The sequence below is a fragment of the Binatus sp. (SeqCode) genome, assembly GCF_050013435.1.
In the GTDB taxonomy this organism is placed as follows: domain Bacteria; phylum Desulfobacterota; class Binatia; order Binatales; family Binataceae; genus Binatus.
In genome coordinates this window covers 1-24,346 of the sequence record NZ_JBEKFG010000006.1, presented here as the reverse complement: position 1 = coordinate 24,346, position 24,346 = coordinate 1, and the positions used below count along the sequence as shown (strand labels likewise).

Below are 24,346 nucleotides of genomic sequence, written 5' to 3'. Positions count from 1 at the left end.
GCGAATTTTATGCCATATTAAGAGCGGATTGACAAGTATCATGGCATCGACCGGCAAGCCCCTGGCGCACGCGCGAATGGCGCGGGATCTCACCCAGACCGAGCTGGCGCGGCGCGCGGGAATCTCGCGGCAGGCGTTGGGCGCGATCGAGTCGGGCGCCTATCATCCGGGCGTCGCAATCGCGATTCGGCTTGCGCGCGAACTCGGCGCAAGCGTGGAATCGCTGTTCGGTGAAATCGACGATGAAACCTCAACGCTCGTCGAGGCGAGCTGGTTCGCCGACCAGCGACGCCCACCTGCCCGCCCGCAATCGCGGGTCGCGCTCGCGCGCGTGGGCGGAAAAGTCGTGGCCGTGGCGCAACCGGCTGCCCATCTCACGCTCGCGCCCGCGGCCGGGATGTTGCAGCGGGTCAGACGCCGTCGCGCGGACGTCGCCACGTTCCAACTGCCGGATGAAATTGACTCGACGATCCTGATGGCGGGATGCGATCCGGCGGTCGCGATTCTGGTGGACTGGCTCGCGCGCCGGCGATCGCCGGTTCACGTGGTGGCCCTTTCATGCTCGAGTCGCGAAGCCTTGCGGGCCGTGGTCGACGGCCGCGCGCACGTGGCAGGCGTCCATATCCGGGATCAAAAGAGCCGCGAGTACGACCTGGCGCCCATCAACCGCGCCTTGGGCCATCACTGGTCGATGGTCGTGAACTTTGCCCGCTGGGAATTGGGGCTTGCCACAGCGCCCGGCAACCCGCTGGCGATCCGCGGATTCGCCGACCTGGGAAGATCCGGTCTGCGAATCGTAAACCGCGAAGAGGGCGCCGGAGCGCGCTCAGTTCTCGACCAGGCGCTTGGCGAGCTTGGCCTTAAGCCCGAGCGCATCGCGGGATACCAGTTCGAAGTCGGCGGCCATCTCGAAGTCGCGGCTGCAATCGCGGCGGGGCTGGCCGACGTCGGCGTCACTATCCGGCTGGGTGCCGATGCCTACGGACTGCATTTTCTTCCCTATCGAGACGAGCGCTACGACCTCGTCATCATGGAGCGAGAGGCCGAATCGGCGCCGATCAAGGCGCTGCTCGACGCTCTGAATTCGCGGCGTTTTGCGCGCGAAGTCAGCCAGCTATGCGCCTACGACACCGCGCAGATGGGACAGATTATCCGCGCCTGAGCTGAGTATTCCGCTCCCGATAGTCGCCTCGCTCGCCTCTTGAGCTGTGAATTCCCGCTGATCTTCGACGCCGTTCAGCGTCAGAATTCGCGCGTTCGTAACAATCGACTCATCATGTTGTAACAGCGCCTCTCTACTTTGCGCCTGCCGCGAAGGATGGACGCCGATTTCCTGTTCTGAACGGGTCTCTGGCGCCCTAAAGGTTCTCGTCGGAACCGGTTCGGCCGGCGAGGGTTTTCGCATCGTGGAATAGGAGAGTCCAGGGAGGACGATGATGAGACGAACGATACGAATGGTTGCGCTATCGATGCTTGGCGCGGCGTTGACGCTCGGCGCCGTCGCGATCACGCCGATACCAGCGCGGAGCGCGGATGCGGGGGCGATCACGCTGTACACCGATCCCGCCAGCGGGCAGGTGTACACCAAGCGATGCAAGCACTGCGTCAAGCTCGGCGAGTACATCCCTGCCGGATCGACCGAAGAGATCGAGCAAAAGGTCGAGCGCCGAGTCACCCAGCAGACCCAGCAGCAACTGGATCAGGAACGCGCCGCCATGCAGGCTGACGAAGCCGCGAAGCAGGCGCAGCAGCAGCAGTGGAACGCCGAGATGGCCAAGCAGGTCTCCGAGATTCAGCCGTTCGCGCGCGAGTTCGGCGACCGGTGGTTCAAGAAGATCTCGATCGGCACGCTGGTTTACGCATACTACGGATTCTGGTCGCACACCGGGTTCGGTCCACAGTTCATGGACGCCAACCAGCAGTGGCCTGGTCCAGGGAACGATACCTTCAACGAATTTGCCCTCAACCGTACCTATATAGACCTCAAGTTCACGCCGGTTGACGACGTTTCGATGCGCGTTACGCCCGATATGTACGCGATGGTTAACACTGGGACCACCTGCACGGCGAAAACCACGGCCGCGGGGACCACCTGCACCGCGAGCAGCGGCGACAAGGTCGGCGTCAACACCGGATGGGCCCAGACCGACGACGGCAACCTCGGACTTCGTTTGAAGTACGCATACATGGACTACAATACTTTTTTCCAAAAAATATTGAACGTCCCTGCGATGCACGACGATAGATTCACCTTCGGCCAACAGCCGAATCCGCTCGTCGATTGGGAAGAGAATCTCTGGGGCTTCCGCTATACCGCATTGACGCCGTGGAACTATGCGAGCATAAGCTCGGCACAGGTCGGCGCCGCGATGAAGGGGCCGATCAAAGTTAACGAGATTCAATACGCCGACTACGACGTCGGCGTGTACGACGACGCCAGCTTCCATGCCCTCGAGCAGACCTCCACCAAGCAGGTGATGGGTCGCGTGACGGTCAATCCGTTCGGCGCCCACTCACGGTACGACAGCCTTGGCCTCACCGGCTTCTACGATTTTGGCTACTCACAAAAGTGCACGCCGGACGACAATTCCGTTGTAGGAAACAACACCACCTGCGGGCATCTGGCGCGCGCCGCGGCGCTGGCGCACTACACCGCGGAGCATTGGGGCCTCATCGGCGAGTGGGATTACGGCCACAATGCGTTCAGCACCAGCAACCTGTTCTCGGGCAGCGGGCCTTCCGACGCAATCGGTATTACCAGTCCGAAGGGATTGTACGGCGACCCGGGTTTTTCACCCTGGTACAAGATGACCGGCACTATTCTGAACAGTCAGGCGGTGCAGATGGGCTGGGATTTCCTGGGTCACTACGATATCCCACACACGCCGTTTACGGCCTTCGGCCTGTTCCAGCAGTTTCTGCCCAACACCCGCGTAGGGCACGACCCGCTCGACTTCGAGCGCTACGACCTGGGCGTGCAGTGGCTCATCAACAAGTACCTGCGCGTCTCGTTCGACACGCAGGCCATTCAGTACTACCAGAAACAGTTCACCTACGCCGAGCCGTTTGGGCCGGGGGTGGCCAAGAAGCAGACTCTTGTGCCGGACGCGGTGCCTTGGGACACCCACGCATTCTTCGTGCACCTGGAGTTCAGATACTAGTTACTGATCGAGACGGCCGGCGCGAGCATCCGAAATGCTCGCGCCGGCTCGTGCTTTGGATAGCGCCACCCCCCCGCCACTCTTACGTCGCGGGCCCCGAGGCCAGGGTTCTTTGGTGGGCCGTTGGAGACTCGAACTCCAGACCCGCTGATTAAGAGTCAGCTGCTCTACCAACTGAGCTAACGGCCCACCGTCGAAGGGGAGGTTACTGGTAGAGGCGAAAGATTGCCGCCAGCATCGCGAACTCTCCGATGCGTGGGAGAATGATGCGGATGCGGTCACGATGGCTCCGCAGCCCCGCTGCCAGCTCGCCCACCGCGCCATCCTCGTGGCCCGCCAGTCCGGCCAGGTCCAGCACCACTCGATCCTTCCGGCGCGCCAGGGCCGCTCGCAGATCCGCAACGAATCTTCCTGCTGCCGATGCCGTCAGCCGTCCCTCCAGCAGCACCCACACCGTCGAGGCGGGTCGCTGCTCCACCTGGACCGAAAGCCCCGCGGGATCGTCGCCGCGCAAACGCTCCCATGCCCGCCCGCAGTCCGCGTCCGACATCCTGAACGTATTTCTCACCAGCGGCGGGTGCTGGAAGAGGCCCAATTTGAGCGTAAGTCCTGTCCATGAAGCCAAGCCTACTGCCGCAACCGACTCGATACGTTCCCGCCAGGTGGGACTCCCCAGCTCTGCGTGGACCCGCTTCTGGAGCCCGCCGATCCAACGCCGCACCTTCGCCGTCGGCCCCAGCAGCTTGCCCGCCAGGAACACGGGGTATGCTTTCCTGAGGTCGGTTGCTATCCGCTGCGCCTTGGCGCGAAGAAATGGGCTCGGGGACTCCCGAAGCTTGAGGTATCCATCGAGCCATCGGTCCACTGAACGGTACAGGACCGGCCCCAGGCTGCGGAAATCTTCCTCGTAGCAATGCTTTTGCGCAGCCTCGATCTGTTCGGGCGTCATCGATGGATGCTTGACCATCGAATAGAACCCGCTCCCCCGCCGATAGAATAGTTCGGGATCGTCGGCCACCTCCGGAAGCAGTTTCCGCTCCCGGATGACTTCTTCGTAGAAGGGAGTGCCGGGACAAGGGCCGTAAATCAGGAACTGTGTGAGCACCGGCCGCAACGCGAGCAGTCCCGCCAGTTCCTGTTCGATGATCTCGGGCGTCTGGTAGGGGAAGCCCACGATCATCGAGGCCAGGATGGTGATTCCGTGCTCGCGGAACTCGGCGAAGAGCTCTTCGATCGGCCGCCCCGACTGTTTCGCGTAGCCTGATCGCGTTCCCTCGTAACCGACCCACATCCCGTCGATCCCCATCTCGAGAATCTCGGTCACGGTGTACTGACTCAAGGCCTTGACGCTGGCGAAAACGAAAATCGAGAGCGGCTTCCCGCTGCGCAGAACACAATCCCGAAACTCCATCGCTCGGCGACGGTTAAGCAGAAAATCCTCGTCCATGATCATGATCGAGAGCTTGGGATCGACCTCGAGATAGCGCTCGACCACCTGGTAGATGTCGGCCCCTGTTGGAAGCAGGCGGATGTGCTTGCGCTTGAAGAAATGAGAGGTGCAGCAGAAATCGCACCCGTTCGGACATCCCAGGCCGCCGAACACGATCCCCGTCCGCGAAATCTGCTTCGAGAACACCTGGAGTTTGTTGATGATCAGAGGGTGTCGATACGGCATCGGGATCTCGGCTTCGCCCAGCAGGCGGCGCATGAAGCCTACCCCCTCCTCGCGGCAGATATGGTCGCCGTAGGGGAGCAGCATCTCATCGGGCGCCACCGTCCCGTACCCGCCCAGCACGATCTTCGACTGCGGCGAATATTTCCGGACCAGCGCCACGACTTCCTTCATGCGGTGGTACGTCGCCAGGACGAAACATACGCCCACGACGTCGTACCCGCGCTTGAGCTCGCGGACCAGCTCGCTGCGCGAGGGATACTGGAGCACCACGGTGGGAGCCTCGAGGTTCTCGGCGATGTAATCCAGTGAGAACTGGGTATGGTGAGAACGGGGGCTGAACAGACCCTGCGCTCGCGTCACCTGTTCGTGGAGCAACTCGTACCCTACACTCGGGGAATCGCCGTAGCGGACCCCCAAGGGACGGCAGACGGACGTGAACAGAACTTGTTGTGTCAAAGTGAATGGCTTACATGGTTAATCGGGATTTGCTTTTCGATCCCGAACAGCGGCCGTTTAGACTAGACGGTCCGCCTGTGCAATCGTTCCCAGCCCGGTTTTTGGTTCAGGTGTTTCAAGCCGCCCCGGAAGCGGCCATATCCGCCTCTCCCGAGAATCCCAAAACCCGGACCGTCGCCTTTTCAGCTGATTCTGAGGGCTCTTCGTCAGATCCGCAGCCGCAGCGACGCGAGTGTACCTGCTGAAAACTCAAAATGCGAGGGAAGGGCCGGAAGCTTTCGATTGCCCGCAGTAGCATCTCCGACACGCTGGCGCTCATGTCATGAACACCAGCATGCCGCCGACACTGATTCTCCGCTTGCCGTCGCCCGCCCGGTTAGAGATTTTTCGGCAGCGAGTAAGAACTCAGGACGCGCACGTAGTTGGGGCGCTGGAACGCCGCCGGGTTGGGCACATTGCGCTGACTCATGCTGCCGCACATCTGGCGAATCGATCCGTACTCGTGCTCTTCCATCCAGCTCAGCAGATCGCGCAGCACAACGCCGAGATGCTCGACGCCGTTGTGCAGCAGTGCCGAGGTCATCATCGTAACGCGCGCGCCCGCCATCACCGCCTTCAACACATCTTGCGCGCTGTGGACGCCGCCGGTGATCGCCAGGTCGGCGTCGACGTGGCCGAAGATGATCGCCACCCAGTGCAGCCGCAGCAGCAATTCCTCGGGGCGGCTCAGCGTCAGGCTCGGCACGACTTCGAGCTGTTCGAGATCCAGGTCCGGCTGATAGAAGCGATTGAACAGCACCAGCGCGTCGGCGCCGGCGCCGTCGAGTTGTTTTGCCATGTTCGCGGGCGCGCTGAAGAATTGCGACACCTTCACCGCCAGCGGAATCTGTACGCTTCGTTTTACCTCCCGAACCAGATCGACGTATTCCCGCTCGATGTGCCCGGCCGTGAGTTCCGGGTCGGTCACAATCGAATAGAGGTTCAACTCGATCGCGTCGGCGCCCGCTTGCTCCATCTCGCGCGCATAGCGGAGCCAACCGCCGGCCGACGTGCCATTGAGGCTGCCGATGATCGGAATCGAAACGCTCGCCTTGGCCGTGCGAATCAGCTCCAGATAGCCATCGGGGCCGAGGTTGTAGGTCGTCAGGTCGGGAAAGTAGTTCAGCGATTCGGCGAAACTTTCAGAGCCGCGAAAGAGATCCGCGTCAAGCGTCTCACTTTCCAGCGTGAGCTGCTCTTCGAACAGCGAAGGCAGCACCACCGCGCCAATCCCGTGATCCTCGAGACGCCGGATACGGTCCATCGAATCGCAAAGCGGCGAGGCCGAAGCGACCAGCGGGTTCTTCAGGGCGAGGCCAAGATATTTGGTCGTGAGGTCGATCATTGCTTGCCCTCTTTTCCCGCCTTGGCCGCGGCCGTCTCCGCTTCGCTGGCGGCTTGCGAGGACGGGATTCCCGTTCCGGCCATCGCGGCGCGGTTCGCGTACACACGCCACTGGCGGTCCACATCGTCCTGCGCCTCCCGCAGCAATTCACGCGCGGCTTCAGGATTGCTGCGTGCGAGCATCGTGTAGCGCGCCTCCTGGTAGGCGTACTGCTTGAGCGGGATACTTGGCGCCTTCGAGTCGAGCTGGAACGGATTCTTGCCTTCCTTGCGCAGCCCCGGGTTGTATCGCATCAGCGGCCAATAACCTGAGAGCACCGCGTTCTTCTGCTGGTTGATGCCGAATGCCATGTCGTAGCCGTGCGCGATGCAGTGGCTGTAGGCAAGGATCAGCGACGGCCCGTCGTGCGCTTCCGCTTCGAGCATGGCGCGGATCGTGTGCGAGTCGTTGCCGCCCATTGCCACCCGCGCGACATACACCGAGCCGTAGCTGATCGCCTCCATCGCCAGGTCCTTCTTGCCGGTCTGCTTGCCGCCCGCGGCAAACTTCGCAACCGCGCCGCGTGGCGTGGCTTTGGACATTTGTCCGCCCGTGTTCGAGTACACTTCGGTATCCAGCACCAGCGCGTTCACGTTCATTCCGGAACCGAGCACGTGATCCAGTCCGCCGAACCCGATGTCATACGCCCATCCATCTCCCCCCACGAGCCAAACGCTCTTGCGCACCAGCGCATCGGCAATCGCCATCAGGTCGCGCGCGTCGTTGGTCGTAAGGTTGGCGATCAGGCGCTTGACCTCGGCGACGCGAACGCGCTGCGATGCGATACCTGCCTCGGTGGATTGGTCCGCTTCGAGGATCCCCGTGACCAGGCCTTCGCCCATTTTGCCCGCCAGCCGCCGCAGCAGTTCCCGCGCATAGTCGGCTCGCTTGTCCAGCGCGAGCCTCATCCCCAGGCCGAATTCCGCGTTGTCCTCGAACAGCGAGTTTGACCACGCCGGCCCGCGGCCTTCCAAATTCGCGCTGTATGGCGTAGTCGGCAGATTGCCGCCGTATATCGAGGAGCATCCGGTTGCGTTCGCAATCAGCAATCGATCGCCCAACAGTTGGGTGAGCAGCTTGATATAGGGCGTCTCGCCGCATCCTGCGCACGCTCCGGAAAATTCGAACAGCGGTTCGAGCAGTTGCGCATCTTTAACTTGCGCATGCGTCAGCGCGTCTCGATTGAACTCAGGTAGCGACAGGAAAAAGTCCCAGTTCTTCGCCTCCGCGTCGCGGATCGGAGCTTGCGGCATCATGTCGATCGCCTTGTGCCGGACCTCGCTCTTGCTCTTCGCCGGGCAAACTTCGACGCACAGCCGGCATCCGGTGCAATCCTCGGGCCCTACCTGCAGCGTGTAACGCATCGCCTCGAGTCCACGCCATCGCGGCGGCGCCGACTTGAACGACCCGGGCGCATCGCCAAGGCAACTCGGCTCGTAAACTTTCGCGCGAATCGTCGCATGCGGGCAGACCATCACGCATTTCCCGCATTGGATGCATAGTTCCTCATCCCAGACTGGGATCTCCTGGGCGATGTTGTGCTTCTCCCATTTGGCCGTGCCGGTCGGAAAGGTGCCGTCCGGCGGCAGCGCGCTGGTCGGGATCGAATCGCCGCGGCCCGCCATCATAGTGCCAAGCACATCGCGAACGAACGCCGGCGCGCGCGAGGGCACCGGCGCGAGAACTTCGATAGTGCTGCTTACCGATGCGGGGATGGCGACTTCGTGCAGATTCGCCAGCGTCGTGTCCACCGCGGCGAAGTTATTGCGCACCACCGCTTCGCCGCGCTTCCCATAGGTCTCCTCGATCGCGGATTTGATCGCCCCGATCGCTTCGTCCCGCGGCAAAACGCCGCTCACTGCAAAAAAGCAGGTCTGCATGACCGTGTTGATTCGCCCGCCCATGCCCGCATCGCGCGCCACCTTGTACGCATCGATCACGAAGAAGCGAAGCTGCTTGTCGAGGATCTGCTGCTGCATCCTGCGCGGCAGATGGTTCCACACCTCGTCGGGAGCGTATGGCGCGTTGAGCAGGAAGGTCGCTCCATGGTCCGCGGCCTCGAGCACATCCATCCGTTCGAGAAAGGCGAACTGATGACATCCGACGAAGCTCGCCTTGCTGATCAGGTATGTCGATCGAATCGGGTCCGGCCCGAAGCGCAGATGCGACACTGTGGTCGTGCCCGACTTCTTCGAATCGTACACGAAGTAACCCTGCGCATAGCCGGGCGTCTTCTCGCCGATGATCGCGATCGAGTTCTTGTTGGCGCCCACGGTGCCATCCGATCCCAGTCCATAGAACAGCGCCCGCACGGTCTTGGGGCTTTCGGTCGAAAACTCCGGGTCGAATGCCAGGCTCGTATGCGTCACGTCATCGTGGATTCCCACCGTGAAGTGATTTTTGGGATTCTCCCGCTTGAGCTCGTCGAAGACCGCTTTCACCATCGCGGGAGTGAATTCCTTCGACGACAGACCGTATCGCCCGCCGATGATTTTCGGCCATCTGCCGTCGATCGCGCCCGCCGCCCGCGCCTCGCTGAGCGCCGTCACCACGTCGAGGTACAGCGGCTCGCCGGTGCTGCCGGGCTCCTTGGTGCGATCGAGCACCGCTATCGCGCGCGTCGTTTTCGGTAGAGCCGCGGCAAATGCCGCGATGTCGAAGGGACGGAACAACCGCACCTTGAGCAGACCGACCTTCTCTCCGCCTGCGCGCAGGCGCTCGATCGTCTCGTCGGCCGCGCCAGCGCCCGAGCCCATTAAGATGACCACCCGCTCCGCTTGAGGATCCCCGGCATATTCAAAAAGGTGATAGCCGCGGCCGGTCTGCCGCGCGAAGCGATCCATAACGTCCTGAACAATCGTCGGGCAGGCGCGATAAAAAGGATTGTTCGCCTCGCGCGCCTGGAAGAAGACATCCGGATTCTGCGCCGTGCCGCGCAGCATCGGACGATCGGGGCTGAGCGCGCGATCGCGATGCTCCCGGACGAACTTCGCATCGATCAGCGCGCGCAGATCGTCGTCTGTCAGCGGATGAATCTTGTTGAGCTCGTGCGAAGTCCGGAAGCCGTCGAAAAAATGCAGAAACGGGATGCGCGATTCCAGCGTCGCGGCGTGCGCAATCAAGGCGAAGTCGTTGGCTTCCTGGACCGAGTCCGACGACAGCATCGCAAACCCGGTCGCGCGCGCCGCCATCACGTCGCTATGGTCCCCGAAGATCGAAAGCGCGTGCGTCGCGACCGTCCGCGCCGCGACATGAATCACGCACGCGGTAAGCTCGCCGGCGATCTTGTACATGTTGGGGATCATCAGCAGCAGGCCTTGCGACGCCGTAAACGTGGTCCCCAGCGCGCCCGCTTGAAGCGCCCCGTGCAGCGTTCCCGCGGCCCCGCCCTCGCTCTGCATCTCCATCACCTTCGGCACCGTGCCAAAGATGTTCTTCTGGCCTTCATCGCTCCATTGATCGGCGAATTCGCCCATCGGCGACGACGGCGTGATCGGATAGATCGCGATTACTTCGCTCAGGCGGTAGGCAATCGAAGCCGCCGCTTCATTCCCGTCCATTATCTGCATTTTCAAACCCGTTATGTATTTCGTCAGGACTTTTTGAACATCGCAACAACAGTCTTGAGCGAGGAGCTGCCCATCTGAATTGACGTTGTGGCTGTAGTTGAGTAGCGCAGGCAGCGACGCCACTCAAGGGTCACCCGGCAGGGGCCTGACCCCTGCCGCGCGGGGGAGCGGACCGCTACGCGCGGGGCGGCAGGGCACGGCCCTGCACCTTGGGTTAATCGCGAAATCCGCGCAGCGCGTCTTTCGCTCTCAGCCCCGAGAGAAAAGGGCGCTTCGGCGCACTTTTCGATTGATACCGGGTGCAGGGGTCACCGCCTGCCCACGGCCGCCCGTGTCATTCTGGAGCGAAAGTTGCTGTGATTGAGCCGAAGCCCTGAGTACTCGAAGGGGAAGAATCCCGGTTCCTTCCTCTTCTGTCATTCTAGAGCGGAGTCTGCGCAGCGAAGAATCCCGGATCCGGGTTCCTTCGCTACGCTCAGGATGACTCAAAAAAAGTCCTAACAGACCGTTGGCAGGGGCCGCGCGCGACAACGGAGCGCGGCCTGAACATTGGGTGCAGGGGTCACCCCTGCGGGGTGTCCTAGTTCAGCCTGCCCGCGCCGGATTTCGCGTGCTATGCATCCTCCTATGGTCAACCGCCAGGATGTCCCGTGCTCGCATCGCTCGCCCAAAGTTGGGCGAGGCCTGCTCTCGGCAGAAATTATTTTTGACGGAACAAAGCTAGCCCTAGAGCGCAGCCGTCCCAAAACCACTACGGATGGTAGAAATTGCTGTTTTCGGCCGTAATCGATCGCTCGGAATCGCGCCCATCGCAGTCTGATCTTCGTGGCGGACGCGATACGCCCCTTCGATCCGAACCGATTGCTTGCCGGTTCGTGGCACTAGCCAGCGCGGAAGGTTCGTCCTACCATCTCGCGCGGGAGGCGACCATGCCCAATCGCACAGCCGTTCATTCCGAACTCTACTCACCGGACTCCAACGACAATCCGCCGCTCAACGGCGGCAAATGCCGCGCGTGTGGCTATGTCTTCTTTCCCCCGCAGCGTTATGGATGCGAATCATGCGGTGCGCCGCCCGAAAAGCTCGAGGCGGTGCAATTGGCCGGACGCGGCACGCTTCATTCTTACGCAACCGTGCATCTCCACATGGGCAACGACATCGAGACGCCGTTCACGATCGGCCTGATCGTTCTCGATGACGGCCCTGCCATTTCGGCCACGCTTACCAGCCGCACCGACGAGGGCCTCGCCATCGGCGATCGCATGCAGAGCGTGCTGGTTGCGGCCGGTACCGATCAGGCGGGCGGCGAGATGGTCGAGTTGCGCTTCTCCAAGGCAGGCGCGGGCAAATGAAAAAGAACCTTCGCGATATGCGTCCGGTCTATGTAGTCGGCGTCGGCCTCCATCGATATCAGCGCCTCAGTGAAACTCCGTACGTGACGCTCGGCCTTACCGCGGTGCGCCAGGCGCTTGCGGATGCTGCCCTCGAATGGCGCGCGGTCGAGTCGGCCTACACCGGCACAGTGCTGATCGGGATGGCGGCTTCGCGGCCGATGCTGCGTCATCTCGGCGCGACCGGAATTCCGATGGCTCAGGTTGAGAACGCATCCGCTTCGGGATCGACCGCATTTCGCCAGGCGTGCATCGATGTAGCCAGCGGCTTGACCGATGTTTCAATCGCGGTGGGAGTGGACAAGCCGGGACCGTTCGCGATGGCGCCGGGGAAGGCCAGGATGCGCGACCTGGTCGGCTCTCGCCTGGTGCCTTTCACCCATTTCGCCCTGCTCGCTCAGGAGTACATGACTCGCAACAGTGTGAGCGCGGATCAGATTGGGATGGTCGCGGTGAAGAACCATCGCAACGGCGCAAACAATCCTTACGCGCAGCGCCAAAAGGCAAAAACCCTGGAAGAAGTGATGGCGGGCCCGGCTATTTCGGGGTCGCTGACGCGCCTTCAATGCTGCCCTATCGGGGAGGGCGCCGCCGCGGTCATCGTCGCCTCCGACGATGCGATCGCCGGGCTCGGGATCGATCGCAAGCGCGCAGTCAGAGTCATCGCGTCGGTCGCCAAAACCGAGCAGATCTACCGCGGCGCGAAAAATTTCGACGCAGAACTGACTCGCGAAACTGTCGAGCAGGCCTATCGCGAAGCCGGCGTAGGACCCGGCGACCTGAATCTGATCGAACTTCATGACGCGTTCACGATCGAAGAACTGCTGTACGTGGAGGCGATGGGCCTGTGCGCGCCGGGGATGGCCGCGGGCGCGATCGCCGCGGGCGAATTCGACATCGGCGGCCGCTGCGCGGTAAGCGCGTCAGGAGGATTGCTTGCGATGGGCCATCCGATCGGTCCGACCGGCGCCGGGCAAATAGCCGAGATCACGCGCCAGTTACGCGGCGAAGCGGGCATCCGCCAACAGCCCAACGCAAAGACCGGACTTGCTCACATGGTGGGGGTCGGCGCCGTTTGCGTCGTTCATATTCTACGCAAGGACGCGTGAATGATGCCGTCGAATCGCGGATCGGCTCAAAGAATTGTTTTCAGCTTCGGGATGCGCAGAAGAATTTGTGCCGTCAGCCAGCTCAGCAAAGTGGTCGAGAGAAAGACAAAGAGAAACTTGATGCCGGCATGGATAGGCCGATCAAGAACCACGCGCTGTGTCCACGTAATGAAGACGTAGTGAACCAGATACATCACATATGCGCTTCTGCTTAACGAGTTCATCCATAGGCGAGGGGTCATCTCGATTCCACGAAAGAGAGCGAGGAAGCCAAAGCAGCTTGCCACGCAACTTAGCACCCAAAGGAACGCCTCCAGCGTCGGTTGCGGGTAAACTCTGGGAACAATTACAAGTGCGTTGTAGGCGACAAAACAACCTGAGATCCACAGCCGCCAGTGCCGCGCCAGCGGTCCCTCGCGGGATAGCAAGCCATCGGCGAAGCTGGGTGCTCCGACGAGGAAGCCGAAGACGAACCAGAGGGCGTAGAGGCCGATACGGCAAATTTGAAATGAAAATGGAGACGTCACTAAGTCAGCCCAGGCTCCGAATCCATAGCGGGCGAGCAGCGGCAGATAGACGAGCGCCGCTAGGAAGTAGATGGCGGTGAACGTCACGAACGGATGGTCCCGCAGGCTCAACATCAATCGCTCGGCCGCCGCCATCCAACGCTGAAGCGGAACTAGAATCAATGCCAGCACTACGCCGAAGAAGAGCAACACCCAGATGAACCACTCAGGTCCGGAAGCAAAGCCGTGCTCGGCCAGGCGCCGGTAGAAGTCCGCAAAGCCCGTGCTACGTCCGGTAAGCTGCCACGATGCGTAGTACGCAACCGGCATAAGGAACACGACGCTGAAACTGAACGGCAGGCCCAGACGCAGCAGACGGCCGCGAATGAAACCGTAGGTGCCATGCCTGCGCAACGCCGGGTAGACGAACAGGCCGGAAACGAAGAACATCAGCGACATAAAGAACACATCGTTGAAGTTTTCCGCATAATCGAGAAACAGCCAGCGCGTGACATCGACAACCGGAGCGGTGGACCGATAAATGTCCTGCTTGTCGAAGTGGGCGAAAGTTGTATACGCCAGAGAGCTATGGTGCGCGAGAACCATCAATGTCAGCGTGGCGCGCAGATAGTCGATGGAAACATCGCGGCGCGGACTCGTCGTGATAGCCATTAAGCCGGAATTTCCATTTGTGATTCCCGAATCAGACTTGCGCCGGCATGAACCGGGATTTTTCTTTTGACTCCCCGATTCCACCTCGCCCTATAGACCAAATGGCTTTCCCCAGCAAGGTCTTAGTCGGTAAATACTTTGAAAACGGGAAACCGCAACTATCGGGTCAACGCGGGAAGCGGAATTGTCAGAGTGTCGTAAACGGTGATCCTGGGACCATAGGCGGCTTGAAAGACCCCAATACCAGTCGTTGGCCTGATCAGGTTGGTGCGATCGAAGATGTTAAGAATCGTGATCCGGTTGGTCACTTCGCCGATCGATGGCATGTGAAAGCTTCTCTGGCCGCTGAGATCCACCTGGACCACGTGCGGCAGCTTTTCCAAATCGGCAAAGCCTCCCCGCAAACCACTGCTATACAGAGCATCGGCGCTGAACGCCCATGGCTTCCATCGATAGGTGATCCCGCCCGAGGCGCCGTAAAGCGGCTGATGATCGAGCACGATGTAATGCCGGTTGATGTAGCCCAGCTCTTCGGGATCGAAGTTGAACTGCCCCGTCGCCACACCTTTCTGCATGTTCCTGCCGATGGTGGTGCTGGCATGCGCCGAGAAGGTCTCGGAGCTATAGGTAACCGCGGTCTCCGTGCCCCAGATGTAACCGTGCTTGTAGTTGAACGGCGCGAATATCGGCACCTCACCAAACTGCCCGGTATCGAGGTAATGCTTGGTGTATTCATAGAAGGCGTCTTCAGAGACTGTTATCCGGTTCGTCAGTTGATGAACCACGCCCGTATCCCACTCATAGTCGTCTTCGGTCTCAGGCGTCACCGCTCCGGTTCCCGCATAGCCTGTAGTGCCTTTGAACGCGGCCGGAGCGCCCGGCGAGATTCCCTGAAAGCTCGGCACCTGCATATACCGGGCGAACCCGGCGTGGAGGGTGGTGTCGGGCCGTGGCAGATAGACGAGGTTGATCGTCGGATCGATCTGATTGTCGTAGGTATATCCGCTCAATCGATCCCATCGCACGCCGAAATTGGCGCGCAGCTTCTCGGTGATTTGCCAGGTGTCTTGCAGATAGATTCCCGACAGCAGATTGATCTTGTTGGAATTGTTGATCACGCGGACGGGAACGAAGGGAGGTCCTACTATCGGCTCTCTGAACACGAGAGAGTTATCGTCGGACTCTACCCCGTATTCGCCAAGGTAGATGCCCGCGCCAAGCGTGTGGTCGCCAAGCTTGTAGGTCAGGTCGCCTTGCAGAGTGTTATCGAGGTCGCTGTGAAATGCGGTGGACGCTACCCCTTGATAAAGGAGTTCGCCTACATTGTCGGGCTCGTAGGCCTGCGAAATATAATGGGCCGAATATGCGAGCTGGTAAGTAAGCCCGGGCGCCGGCGCTCCATTCAGCGCCAGGATGCCGAGATAGCCGCGAAAGTTGAGATAGGAGTTGATATCAGCCGACGGATAGTTACCCGCGCCTGTCAGCTCGAACTGGGGCTTGAGATTCGCCTGGTTAGGCAGCTCGTTGTTACTGGCAGATACGGAGGTGATGAGACTCAGCCGGGTAGTCGGGTCCATATCATAGGCGAAGAAACCGAATCCCTGGCCCTGAATCGTGGAGTTATGGATGGCATCAGGCGCCGGTGTGGCGGAGCTGAATGCGCTGTTGCTCATGTCATACAGCCCGCTGACGTAATAGCTGAACTTGCCGTCGCATCCGCCGTACTGGAAGCTCGGCTGCACGGTGTCGCGCTGGCCGCCGTACATGGTGACGCTGCCACCGGGCTTGTCGCATCCATCCTTGGTCTCGATACTCAGCACTCCGCCGGTGGCGTAGCTGTAGCGCGACGGCACGATGCCATCGAGGAGGCTCATCTGCTTGATGAACATCGGATTTATCATCGAGAGGAATGGCGGGTTGGTGTTGATGTCCAGCGGCACCGTGACGCCGTTTATCTGATACTGAAATTGCGGCCCTTCGGTGTTGCGGATATGGATTTGCTGATTTTGATCGATCGCGACGCCGGGCATCTGCGCCAATACGTCGGTGAGATTGGTGTTGTCGCCGCGCGGCAGGTTGGAAATGTCCTGTGCGGTTACGGTGTACTTGTTTGCGCCGGTCGTGGAGACGCCATTGGGCGCGCGCATCAGGCTGGCCTGGACCGGAATGCTTAGCGCGGTCTCAGCGTCGAGCGCCAGCACGATCGGCTGTGCGCGGCTGGGCGGGAAGCGGACAATTTTGTTTGCGGACTTGAATCCCTGCTTCACCGCCACGAGCGAATACACGCCCGGCTTCGCGGCAGCGATTTTGAACCGTCCGCCCTGGTCGGTTATTGCGTGCGCGATCGCGGCGCCATCGCGGTTGCGCAGTTCGAGCTTCACCTGCACCAGCGGCCGGCCCAGCGCGTCGCTGACGACGCCGGATATTTGCTGCATCCCGGCCAAACACGCGGACGCGAAGCCAAGCGCCAGCGACAACGCGAGCGTGAGCGCGAGCCATATCGGGGTCGCGCCGGGCCACGCTCTGCCGCCGCGGTGGAGGGTTGGTTGATGCTTTGACATGCGGTCGAAAAATGAGAATGATTCTCAATATCCGAAGCCCCACGCTTTGTCAATCGGCCCGCTCAAGTCATGCGTTGCGGACCATCAAGCCTCCATCGACCGCAATGATCGCGCCGTGTCGAGCGCGCAACCTGACGATTGTCGAGCTGTCACATCCAGTGTTAGTTGAGGTAGCTGAAGTCCGGTCTTACTCACGACGAACGGGAGAAAATTACCCGATGCCGAACAGCGAACAGGAGCGCGACGCGTGGCTCGCGCAAGTCAGCGAGGATGCGCTCGAACCGGAGCTGCCGATTGTCGATCCGCATCATCACCTGTGGGACCATCCGGGCAGCCGCTACATGCTCGACGAGATTGTCCGTGACACGGCGTCGGGGCATCGCGTGCTCGCGACGGTGTTCGTCGAATGCATGTCGATGTATCGCGCGGAAGGCCCGGAGCCGATGCTGCCCGTTGGCGAGACCGAGTTCGTCAACGGCATCGCGGCCCAAAGCGCCAGCGGGCAATATGGCCCGACGCGGGTCGCGGCGGGAATCGTGGGCTTTGCGGATTTGGCGCTGGGAGCCGCGGTCGAAGAGGTGTTGCAGGCGCATATCGCCGCGGCGCCGGCGCGTTTCCGTGGCATCCGGCACGCGGGTGGCTTCGACGCGAGTCCAGCGGTCAGGAATTCGCACACCAACCCGCCCGCGGATTTGTACGAATCGCCGCGCTTCCGCGAAGGCTTCGCCAGGTTGCGGGGCCTGGGTCTCAGCTTCGAGGCATGGCAGTTCCATCCGCAGATGCCGGCGGTGATCGATCTCGCGCGAGCGTTTCCCGATACGACGATCGTGCTCGATCACTTCGGTGGCCCGCTGGGAATCGGTCCTTACGAAGGCCGGCGCGCGGAAATATTCGGCGAGTGGAAGAAGAACATCGCGGAACTCGCGCGATGTCCCAATGTCGTGGCCAAGCTCGGTGGAATCAACATGCCGGTGAATGGATTCGGCTGGCATCACAGGCCGTCGCCGCCGACCTCGGACCAACTCGTGGCGGCGACACGGGACTACTATCTCCACACGATCGATCGGTTTGGCCCGCGACGATGCATGTTCGAGAGCAACTTCCCGGTGGACCGGGTTTCATGCTCGTACGTCGTGCTCTGGAACGCGTTCAAGAAGATCGCGGCGGGTTTCACGAGGGACGAAAAAAATCAGCTCTTCCAGCGCACCGCGTCGGAGGTCTATCGCTTGACGCTCACGTCCTAGATGCCGAGCCAGGTGCATTGTGACAGACACGTTTAGTAAGATGCGCTCATTGGAGGAAGCAAAGTGACAAAACTTTACGGAACTTCACGATCGCGCAGCGCCCGGTCCTTGTGGGCTCTCGAAGAGCTCGGCGTCAAATACGAGCATCTTCCGATTGCGACGACCGAAGCCAAGTCGGCCGAGAATCTCAAACGCAATCCCAACGGGCACGTGCCGGTGCTTGAAGATGACGGCGTGGTGGTTTGGGAATCGATGGCGATCAATCTCTACCTGGCCGAAAAGTACGGCAAGAATTTGCTGTGGCCGGCGGAGCCCGCCGCGCGCGCCGACATCTACAAGTGGAGCTTCTGGGCGATGAGCGAGGTCGAGCCGCATCTCATCGCCATTTTGCGCAATCGAGTAATGAATCCGCCCGAGCAGCGTGACGAAAAAGCCGCGCTGGCGGCGATCGAAGCTTTGAAGGCGCCGCTGGGCGTGCTCGAGGAATCGCTCAAGGGCAAGGAATATCTGCTCGGCAAGAACTTTACGATCGCGGACTTGAACGTGGCCGCGGTCATGAGCTGGGTGCCGATGATGAGGCTCGACCTGTCATCGACTCCGAACGTGCAAGCGTGGTTGCAGAAATGCCTTGGGCGGGAAGCCAACAAGAAAGTTCGCGCGCTGAAGTAGTCAAAGCTCGTGCGTAAAATCGCGCGGGCTTAATCGCGCCGACTCAATCGCGCCGACTATGCGGTGAAAATCATGGGTGTGTTGTCAGGATATCGCGTCATCGAACTGGCCGGGATTGGCCCCGGACCGATGTGTGCAATGTTGCTCTCGGACATGGGCGCCGACGTACTGCGCATCGATCGCACGGCGGACGCGGGTGTGGGCATCGCGATGGATGCGAAATACAGCCTGCTCAATCGCGGCCGGCGCTCGGTGGCGCTCGATCTCAAACGGCCCGAAGCCATTGAGGCCGTGTTGCGGCTGGTCGCGAAGGCCGACGCATTGATCGAAGGCTTCCGGCCCGGCGTAACCGAGCGGCTCGGCCTGGGCCCCGACCACTGTCTCGCGCGCAATCCCCGCCTGATTTACGGACGCATGACGGGATGGGGACAGGAAGGCCCGCTGGCGCATGCGTCCGGCCACGACATCAATTACATCGCGCTGTCCGGCGCGCTGCACAGCATCGGGCGCAAGGGCGAGGCTCCGGTTCCGCCGCTGAACCTGGTTGGCGATTTCGGGGGCGGCGCGCTCTATCTGGCTCTGGGAGTGGTCGCGGGACTGCTCGAGGCGCAGAAGTCCGGCCAGGGCCAGGTGGTGGATGCCGCGATGGTGGATGGAGCGGCGTCGTTGATGACCTTGATTTACGGTATGCACGGCTTGGGGATATGGAACAACGAGCGTGGCGACAACATCCTCGATACGGGCGCGCATTATTACGACGTCTACGAAACCAGGGACGGCAAGTACGTCTCGATCGGAGCGATCGAAGCAAAGTTCTACGAGGAATTGCTCCGGCTGTCGGGCCTCAAGGGCGAGCAGCTGCCGCATCAGCAGGATCGCAACTCGTGGCCCGCGATGAAGGAGCGGCTGAAGACCCTGTTCCGCACCAAGACCCGCGACGAATGGTGCAAGATCATGGAGGGCAGCGACGTTTGCTTCGCGCCGGTGCTCAGCATGGATGAAGCGCCGCGCCATCCGCACAATCTGCATCGCGGAACTTTCGTCGAGCAAGGCGGAGTGACGCAGCCCGGGCCGGCGCCCCGATTCAGCCGCACGCCGAGCGCGATTCAGCGCCCGCCGGCAACGCCGGGCGAACATACCGAAGCGGCGCTGCGCGATTGGGGCTTTGCCGACGCGGATTTGGAGCGACTGCGCAAATGCGGCGCGATAGCCCCGCCGGCGTGACGCGGCGCGAGCCTTAGGCGCGACCGGTCAGGCGCGCGCGCTCCAGCACGCCTTCGAAGATTCGCACCGCGACCGCGTCAATCAGCATCCCGCCCGCGCCCGACGCGCCCGCGCCTTCGCGCGTGGCAGCCTGGTAGGCCTCGGACATTGCGCGCGCGGTTTCGATTTCGTGCGGCGTCGGTGCGAACACGTCGTTGGCGACTTCGATCTGACTCGGATGTATCGCCCACTTGCCGACGGCGCCGAGCGTCGCCGCCCAGGTCGCCTCGCGCCGATAGCCCTCCGGATCCTTGAAGTTGGCAAACGGTCCATCGATTGCGTCGATGCCGTTGGCGCGGCACGCGGTGATCATCCGCACGCGCGCATGATGCCACATATCGCCGGGATATCGATTTGCCGGATCGGTCGCGACGCCAAAGCGCATGCCCTGGCTCGCCGAAAGATCGCCGAAGCCGAGGATCAGAGCCTCGAGCCGCGGCGACGATGCGGCAATTTCCTCGACGCGCGCCAGCGCCGCACTTTCTTCGATCAGCGCCTCGAGGCCGATCTTGTTCTTCAGATGCAGTTTCGTTTCGAGCTGCGTCAGCAGCGTGTCGAAGAACCAGATGTCGCGCGGCGCCTTCGGCTTCGGGACGATTATGACATCGAGCTTGTCGCCCGCGCCCTCGACAACTTCGATCACATCGTCATGCGCCCAGTGCGTGTCGGCGCCGTTGACGCGCACGGCGCGAATCTTTTTGCCCCAATCGAGATTGCGCAGCGCCTCGATCGCGTTCTTGCGCGCCGCTTCTTTCTGCGACGGCGCGACGGCGTCTTCAAGATCGAGGAACACCATGTCGGCCGCGGTCCCCATCGCCTTCTCGATCATTTTCGGACTCGAAGCCGGCGTCGAAAGTTCGGAACGTCTTAGTCGAAGCGTCATGATTGCTCCTTGTGCGCGATTGATATTCCCGCCTCGGCGAGTACCTGCTCGGTATTTTCGCCCAGCCGCGGCGCGCGCGCGTAAATCCCCGACGGCGTGCCCGTCAGCTTGATCGGACATCCCGCCAGCACCAGTGGAGGATTGTCGCCCGGCTGCTCGACCTCGACCAGCATGCCGCGCGCCCTGGGATGCGGATCCTCGAAAATATCTTTGACGGTGTTGACTGGGCCGATCGGCACCTTGCCGCCGATCGCAGCTACGATTTCGCGCGTGCTATGCGCTTTCGTCCAGTCCGAAACGAGCCCGCGCACAAAGTCGGCATGCAGGACTCGCCGGTGGCCGTTGCGGGTGCGGTCGTCGGTCGCGAGCTCGGGCCGCCCGATCGCGTCGCACAGATTCTTCCAATGATTTTCGCCGGGCGCTGCGATCGCGATGGCGCCGTCGCGCGTCGGAAAAATATCGAACGGGCACAGCACCGGCGTCCCGTTGCCGCCCGGTTCCCGAACGACGCCGCCGCCCGAGTAGCTGTAAACCATCATTTCGCACAGGGCGAGAATCGCGTCGTACATCGCCACGTCGAGAAATTGTCCCTGCCCGGTCCGGCGCGCCGCATGAATCGCCGACACCACTCCAAGCGCGGCCAGGGTGCCGGGATAGATGTCGCCGACCGCGGGGCCGGCTCTGTAACCGGCGCTGCCTTGCGGACCCGTGACGCCGACCAACCCGCCCATGCTCTGCGCAACGATGTCGAACGCGGGCCAATCCGCATACGGGCTCAGGCCGGTGCGCGGATCTCCGAAGCCGCGAATCGCCGCATAGACGACGGCCGGATTAATTTCGCGCAGCCGCTCGTAGCCGATTCCCGCGCGATCCATCACTCCGGTCTTCGCATTCTCGACGACCGCGTCCGCCGTCTTCACCAGCTTGAAAAACGCATCGCGGCCGGCGCCGGTCTTGATGTCGAGCACGATGCTGCGCTTGTTGCGATTGACGCTGGCGAAGTATCCGCCGTAGTCGCAGCCTTTCCGATCGGCGGGATGCGGCCCGATGCTTCTGCTCATGTCGCCGCCGGGCGGCTCGACCTTGATAACGTCCGCGCCAAGGTCGGCCAGCAGCATCGTGCAGTACGGACCGGCCAGCGCCTGCGTCAGATCGAGGATGCGAACATCCGAGAGCGGTCCCGTGCGTGCGTTCAACGATTGCCCCAGTGCGAGCGGCGCTTGATCAGGACCGTGCGCTCGCCCTCGAAGACGATCGTTCCGTCATGCTTGGTTCCCCAATGCTTGAAGCGGACGATGCCGGCGTCGTCTCGATCGGCGTCGCGCTTTTCGAGAACTTCGCTATAGGCGTACAGCGTGTCGCCGTGAAAGACCGGCGAGGTGAACCTGATCCCCGTCAGGCCGAGTTCGGCGAGCGCGTTTTCGCCCGTGTCCTGCGTCGCCAGCCCGATGCACACCGAACCGGTCACCAGCCCGAAGACCAGCCGCTGGCCCCACGGCGTCGCCTTCATGCGATGCTCGTTGTAGTGGCTGTCGGCGGTGTTCAGCACCAGCTTGGTGAGCATCTGATTTTCGATCTCGCCGACGGTGGTGCCGCGTGCGTGACGCAATTTCGCGCCGACTTCGAAGTCTTCGAAGTAATTGCCGGCGCCGGTCAGCTTCGCGATCGATGTACTCACTTCCTTACCCTCGGTATCAGGCGGTCGGAGATGATCCGCAGCTGGATTTCGGAAGTACCCTCGAAAATTTTGGTCAGTCGCGCGTCGCGCCAGTAGCGCTCGAGCGGAAAGTCCTTGGTGTATCCGTAGCCGCCGTGAATCTGCAGCGCCTGGCTGGTGACGCGCTCGGACATTTCGGAGGCGAACAGCTTCGCCATCGAGGCCTCCTTGTCGCATCGCCGCCTGCCGTCAATTTCGGTGGCAACAAAGTAGGTCAACTGGCGCGCGGCTTCGATCTCGGTCGCCATCTCGGCCAGCTTGAACCGAATCGCCTGGAATTCTCCGATCGGCTGCCCGAATTGGACGCGGCGCTGCGCGTACACCAACGAGTCTTCGAGCCCGCCGCGCGCAAGCCCGATCGCGCGCGCCGCGGTATGCACCCGCGCCACCTCGAGTCCGCTGACCGTGCCGTAGAATCCCTTGCCCTCGCCGCGGTCTTCGCGCTCGCGGCCGAGCAATGCGTCCGCCGGCAGCTTGAAGTTTTCGAAGTGCAGCTCGAACGTCTTCCAGCCGAAGTAACCGATCTTGCGAATCGGCGAGCCGGTCAGCCCCGGTGGAAACTTGCCGCGCTCCTTGAGCACCAGGAATTGACTGATGCCCTCGTGGCGGCGGTGTGGATCGGACGGTTGCTTGGTGCGCGCCAACACCGAGATGAAATCCGCGCCGTCGGCAAACGTGCACCACATCTTGCTCCCGTTCAGCATCCAGCCATCGCCGTCGCGCGTCGCTTTGCACGAGACGTTGGCGAGATCGGAGCCTGCGTCGGCCTCCGACAGCGCCGCCGCGCCGAGGAATTCTCCACGCGCCATCCGCGGCAGATATTCGCGCCGTTGCTCCGCCGTGAAACCGCCGCCGAGTCCGTTGCCGCGCGCGATGATGCTGGCGACGCTCATCCAGCCGCGCGCGAGTTCTTCGGTGATCAGCACGTACTCGAACACTCCCAGGCCAAGCCCGCCGTACGCCTCCGGGATCACGATTCCGAAGTAGCCCATCTCGGCCAGCTTGTCGCGCAACGACATCGGGATGTCGCCCTGCTCGGGATCGAGCTTGTTCGCCAGCGGCAGAACTTCTTTCATCGCAAAGTCGCGCGCCGCCTGCTGAATCATCCGCCGCTCGTCGGTCATGTAACTCACGATGCAGCTCCTCTGCGTTTGGCGACCAGGTTGGTCCGCTCGTAGCTGACGACGAGTTCGTCGCGTTGATTGCGGGCTTCGGTGCGCCACGTGACGATTCCGAAGTTGCCGCGGCTTGCGGATTCGCGCGTGGAGACCACGGTGCTGCGCGCGGTCAGCGTATCGCCCGGATAGACCGGGCGGTGAAATTCCAAACCGTTGAGGCCGAGAAACGGTCCACCCGCTTCGCTCAAATCCTCGACCGAAATGCCGACCACCGTGCACACCACCAGCATCGGATTGACCACCATGTCGGGATGACCGTGGGCGCGGGCATACTCGGCGTTGAAGTAGAGCGGGCAATGCGCGAGCGTCGCGGTGGTGAAGAGCGAATTGTCGCCGGCGTTTAGCGTGCGTCCCCAATGATGCTCGAAGACCTGGCCCTGGTGGAATTCCTCGAACGCATGGCCTTTCGGCACGAGTTTGAACTGACTGAAATCGGGATCTGCCATAGACCCTGCTCCTAGCAAAACTCTGGTCGCTCCGCGACCTCGGCGCGGCAGTTTCGCGCCGTTAACTTACAACTATTGCAACAAAACAGCACACGGTTAGAATCCGCGCATGGCCGCACAACCTCTGCCGGGCATCGCGCTGGTGAATACCGCCTCGACCCAGTCTCCGCCGGCGACGACGTACACCTACGATCCATCAGGGAATCCGACGGTGAGCGGGACGGCGAACGATTGGCCGTTCCAGTATCAAGGCATGGAGAAGGAATTCACCGATCCGGGACCGTACTATTATACCGGCGGAGGCCAGTTCTACAGTGCTCAGATCATGCGCTCGCCGTCGGAGACCGGTCAGACCAGCAGCCAAGGCGCCGGCGGCGGCTCGGCGGGCAGCGGCGGGGGAGGCGGCGGTGGCGGGCCGGCGGG

Annotated in this window: 17 protein-coding genes, 1 tRNA gene and 1 pseudogene; 8 read left to right on the top strand and 11 right to left on the bottom strand. The window is 61.9% G+C overall.

Annotated features, from left to right (window positions below; translation table 11 throughout):
- The first annotated feature begins 40 nt into the window (after nt 1-40).
- Together ABSB13_RS02100 and ABSB13_RS02095 are read left to right on the top strand one after the other, a co-directional pair.
- Nucleotides 41-1,162 carry an XRE family transcriptional regulator gene (locus tag ABSB13_RS02100; protein WP_428105103.1) on the top strand — a complete coding sequence of 374 codons (1,122 nt, stop codon included), beginning with the start codon at nt 41-43 and terminating at the stop codon, nt 1,160-1,162.
- Between the two features lie 274 nt (nt 1,163-1,436).
- Nucleotides 1,437-3,161, top strand: coding sequence for a hypothetical protein (locus ABSB13_RS02095; protein WP_428105101.1), 1,725 nt, complete (start codon nt 1,437-1,439; stop codon nt 3,159-3,161).
- Between the two features lie 113 nt (nt 3,162-3,274).
- Here the strand turns inward: ABSB13_RS02095 and ABSB13_RS02090 are convergent.
- From ABSB13_RS02090 to nifJ, 4 genes are all read right to left on the bottom strand, one after another.
- A tRNA-Lys gene (locus tag ABSB13_RS02090) sits at nt 3,275-3,350 on the bottom strand.
- 16 nt (nt 3,351-3,366) lie between these two features.
- Nucleotides 3,367-5,292 (bottom strand): radical SAM protein, encoded by a 1,926-nt coding sequence (locus ABSB13_RS02085; protein ID WP_428105100.1) that lies wholly within the window; start codon nt 5,290-5,292, stop codon nt 3,367-3,369.
- A gap of 376 nt (nt 5,293-5,668) precedes the next feature.
- A complete protein-coding gene (locus ABSB13_RS02080; RefSeq protein WP_428105098.1) occupies nt 5,669-6,676 on the bottom strand; it encodes a dihydroorotate dehydrogenase-like protein in 1,008 nt (335 codons plus the stop codon).
- Nucleotides 6,673-10,284, bottom strand: coding sequence for a pyruvate:ferredoxin (flavodoxin) oxidoreductase (gene nifJ, locus ABSB13_RS02075; protein ID WP_428105196.1), 3,612 nt, complete (start codon nt 10,282-10,284; stop codon nt 6,673-6,675). The genes ABSB13_RS02080 and nifJ overlap by 4 nt, the downstream gene beginning before the upstream one ends.
- A 929-nt stretch (nt 10,285-11,213) precedes the next feature.
- On the opposite strand from nifJ, the gene ABSB13_RS02070 reads away from it, so the two are divergent.
- Together ABSB13_RS02070 and ABSB13_RS02065 are read left to right on the top strand one after the other, a co-directional pair.
- The gene (locus ABSB13_RS02070) at nt 11,214-11,636 is read left to right on the top strand and encodes a Zn-ribbon domain-containing OB-fold protein (RefSeq protein ID WP_428105096.1); all 423 of its coding nucleotides are present in this window, start codon (nt 11,214-11,216) and stop codon (nt 11,634-11,636) included.
- Nucleotides 11,633-12,784 carry a thiolase family protein gene (locus ABSB13_RS02065; protein ID WP_428105094.1) on the top strand — a complete coding sequence of 384 codons (1,152 nt, stop codon included), beginning with the start codon at nt 11,633-11,635 and terminating at the stop codon, nt 12,782-12,784. Before ABSB13_RS02070 ends, ABSB13_RS02065 begins: the two co-directional genes overlap by 4 nt.
- A 26-nt stretch (nt 12,785-12,810) precedes the next feature.
- On the opposite strand, the gene ABSB13_RS02060 is transcribed toward ABSB13_RS02065, so the two are convergent.
- Together ABSB13_RS02060 and ABSB13_RS02055 are read right to left on the bottom strand one after the other, a co-directional pair.
- On the bottom strand, nt 12,811-13,962 hold the full coding sequence (locus tag ABSB13_RS02060; protein ID WP_428105092.1) for an acyltransferase family protein: 1,152 nt from the start codon (nt 13,960-13,962) through the stop codon (nt 12,811-12,813).
- A 158-nt stretch (nt 13,963-14,120) separates the two neighbouring features.
- Nucleotides 14,121-16,523 carry a TonB-dependent receptor gene (locus ABSB13_RS02055; protein ID WP_428105090.1) on the bottom strand — a complete coding sequence of 801 codons (2,403 nt, stop codon included), beginning with the start codon at nt 16,521-16,523 and terminating at the stop codon, nt 14,121-14,123.
- A 218-nt stretch (nt 16,524-16,741) separates the two neighbouring features.
- Between ABSB13_RS02055 and ABSB13_RS02050 the strand changes: the two genes are divergently transcribed.
- The 3 genes from ABSB13_RS02050 (at nt 16,742) to ABSB13_RS02040 (ending at nt 19,660) form a co-directional block, all read left to right on the top strand.
- Nucleotides 16,742-17,767 carry an amidohydrolase family protein gene (locus ABSB13_RS02050; protein ID WP_428105088.1) on the top strand — a complete coding sequence of 342 codons (1,026 nt, stop codon included), beginning with the start codon at nt 16,742-16,744 and terminating at the stop codon, nt 17,765-17,767.
- Nucleotides 17,768-17,830: 63 nt separating this feature from the next.
- On the top strand, nt 17,831-18,436 hold the full coding sequence (locus tag ABSB13_RS02045; protein WP_428105086.1) for a glutathione S-transferase family protein: 606 nt from the start codon (nt 17,831-17,833) through the stop codon (nt 18,434-18,436).
- 72 nt (nt 18,437-18,508) lie between these two features.
- Entirely contained in the window at nt 18,509-19,660 is a 1,152-nt protein-coding gene (locus ABSB13_RS02040) for a CaiB/BaiF CoA transferase family protein (protein ID WP_428105084.1), read from the top strand.
- 13 nt (nt 19,661-19,673) lie between these two features.
- Here the strand turns inward: ABSB13_RS02040 and ABSB13_RS02035 are convergent, their stop codons facing one another.
- The 5 genes from ABSB13_RS02035 to ABSB13_RS02015 are packed head-to-tail and all read right to left on the bottom strand — an operon-like array spanning nt 19,674 to nt 23,923.
- Nucleotides 19,674-20,582, bottom strand: a complete 909-nt coding sequence (locus ABSB13_RS02035; RefSeq protein ID WP_428105082.1) for an HpcH/HpaI aldolase/citrate lyase family protein — start codon at nt 20,580-20,582, stop codon at nt 19,674-19,676.
- Nucleotides 20,579-21,778, bottom strand: a complete 1,200-nt coding sequence (locus ABSB13_RS02030; RefSeq protein WP_428105080.1) for a CaiB/BaiF CoA transferase family protein — start codon at nt 21,776-21,778, stop codon at nt 20,579-20,581. Before ABSB13_RS02030 ends, ABSB13_RS02035 begins: the two co-directional genes overlap by 4 nt.
- Nucleotides 21,775-22,260: a MaoC family dehydratase gene (locus ABSB13_RS02025; protein WP_428105078.1), complete on the bottom strand. Its 486-nt coding sequence runs from the start codon at nt 22,258-22,260 to the stop codon at nt 21,775-21,777. The genes ABSB13_RS02030 and ABSB13_RS02025 overlap by 4 nt, the downstream gene beginning before the upstream one ends.
- A complete protein-coding gene (locus ABSB13_RS02020; RefSeq protein ID WP_428105194.1) occupies nt 22,257-23,423 on the bottom strand; it encodes an acyl-CoA dehydrogenase family protein in 1,167 nt (388 codons plus the stop codon). The genes ABSB13_RS02025 and ABSB13_RS02020 overlap by 4 nt, the downstream gene beginning before the upstream one ends.
- Before the next feature lie 5 nt (nt 23,424-23,428).
- Complete coding sequence (locus ABSB13_RS02015) at nt 23,429-23,923, bottom strand: MaoC family dehydratase (RefSeq protein WP_428105076.1); 495 nt, start codon at nt 23,921-23,923, stop codon at nt 23,429-23,431.
- Between the two features lie 109 nt (nt 23,924-24,032).
- Here ABSB13_RS02015 and ABSB13_RS02010 point away from each other — a divergent pair.
- Nucleotides 24,033-24,346 (top strand): annotated as a pseudogene (locus ABSB13_RS02010) (hypothetical protein); the annotation flags it as partial.

Bases quoted from the DNA above. Each gene is read 5' to 3' on its own strand.
- ABSB13_RS02100 (WP_428105103.1), top strand. From the start codon at position 41: ATGGCATCGACCGGCAAGCCCCTGGCGCACGCGCGAATGGCGCGGGAT.
- ABSB13_RS02095 (WP_428105101.1), top strand. From the start codon at position 1,437: ATGAGACGAACGATACGAATGGTTGCGCTATCGATGCTTGGCGCGGCG.
- ABSB13_RS02080 (WP_428105098.1), bottom strand. From the start codon at position 6,676: ATGATCGACCTCACGACCAAATATCTTGGCCTCGCCCTGAAGAACCCG.
- nifJ (WP_428105196.1), bottom strand. From the start codon at position 10,284: ATGCAGATAATGGACGGGAATGAAGCGGCGGCTTCGATTGCCTACCGC.
- ABSB13_RS02070 (WP_428105096.1), top strand. From the start codon at position 11,214: ATGCCCAATCGCACAGCCGTTCATTCCGAACTCTACTCACCGGACTCC.
- ABSB13_RS02065 (WP_428105094.1), top strand. From the start codon at position 11,633: ATGAAAAAGAACCTTCGCGATATGCGTCCGGTCTATGTAGTCGGCGTC.
- ABSB13_RS02060 (WP_428105092.1), bottom strand. From the start codon at position 13,962: ATGGCTATCACGACGAGTCCGCGCCGCGATGTTTCCATCGACTATCTG.
- ABSB13_RS02055 (WP_428105090.1), bottom strand. From the start codon at position 16,523: ATGTCAAAGCATCAACCAACCCTCCACCGCGGCGGCAGAGCGTGGCCC.
- ABSB13_RS02050 (WP_428105088.1), top strand. From the start codon at position 16,742: ATGCCGAACAGCGAACAGGAGCGCGACGCGTGGCTCGCGCAAGTCAGC.
- ABSB13_RS02040 (WP_428105084.1), top strand. From the start codon at position 18,509: ATGGGTGTGTTGTCAGGATATCGCGTCATCGAACTGGCCGGGATTGGC.
- ABSB13_RS02035 (WP_428105082.1), bottom strand. From the start codon at position 20,582: ATGACGCTTCGACTAAGACGTTCCGAACTTTCGACGCCGGCTTCGAGT.
- ABSB13_RS02020 (WP_428105194.1), bottom strand. From the start codon at position 23,423: ATGACCGACGAGCGGCGGATGATTCAGCAGGCGGCGCGCGACTTTGCG.
- ABSB13_RS02015 (WP_428105076.1), bottom strand. From the start codon at position 23,923: ATGGCAGATCCCGATTTCAGTCAGTTCAAACTCGTGCCGAAAGGCCAT.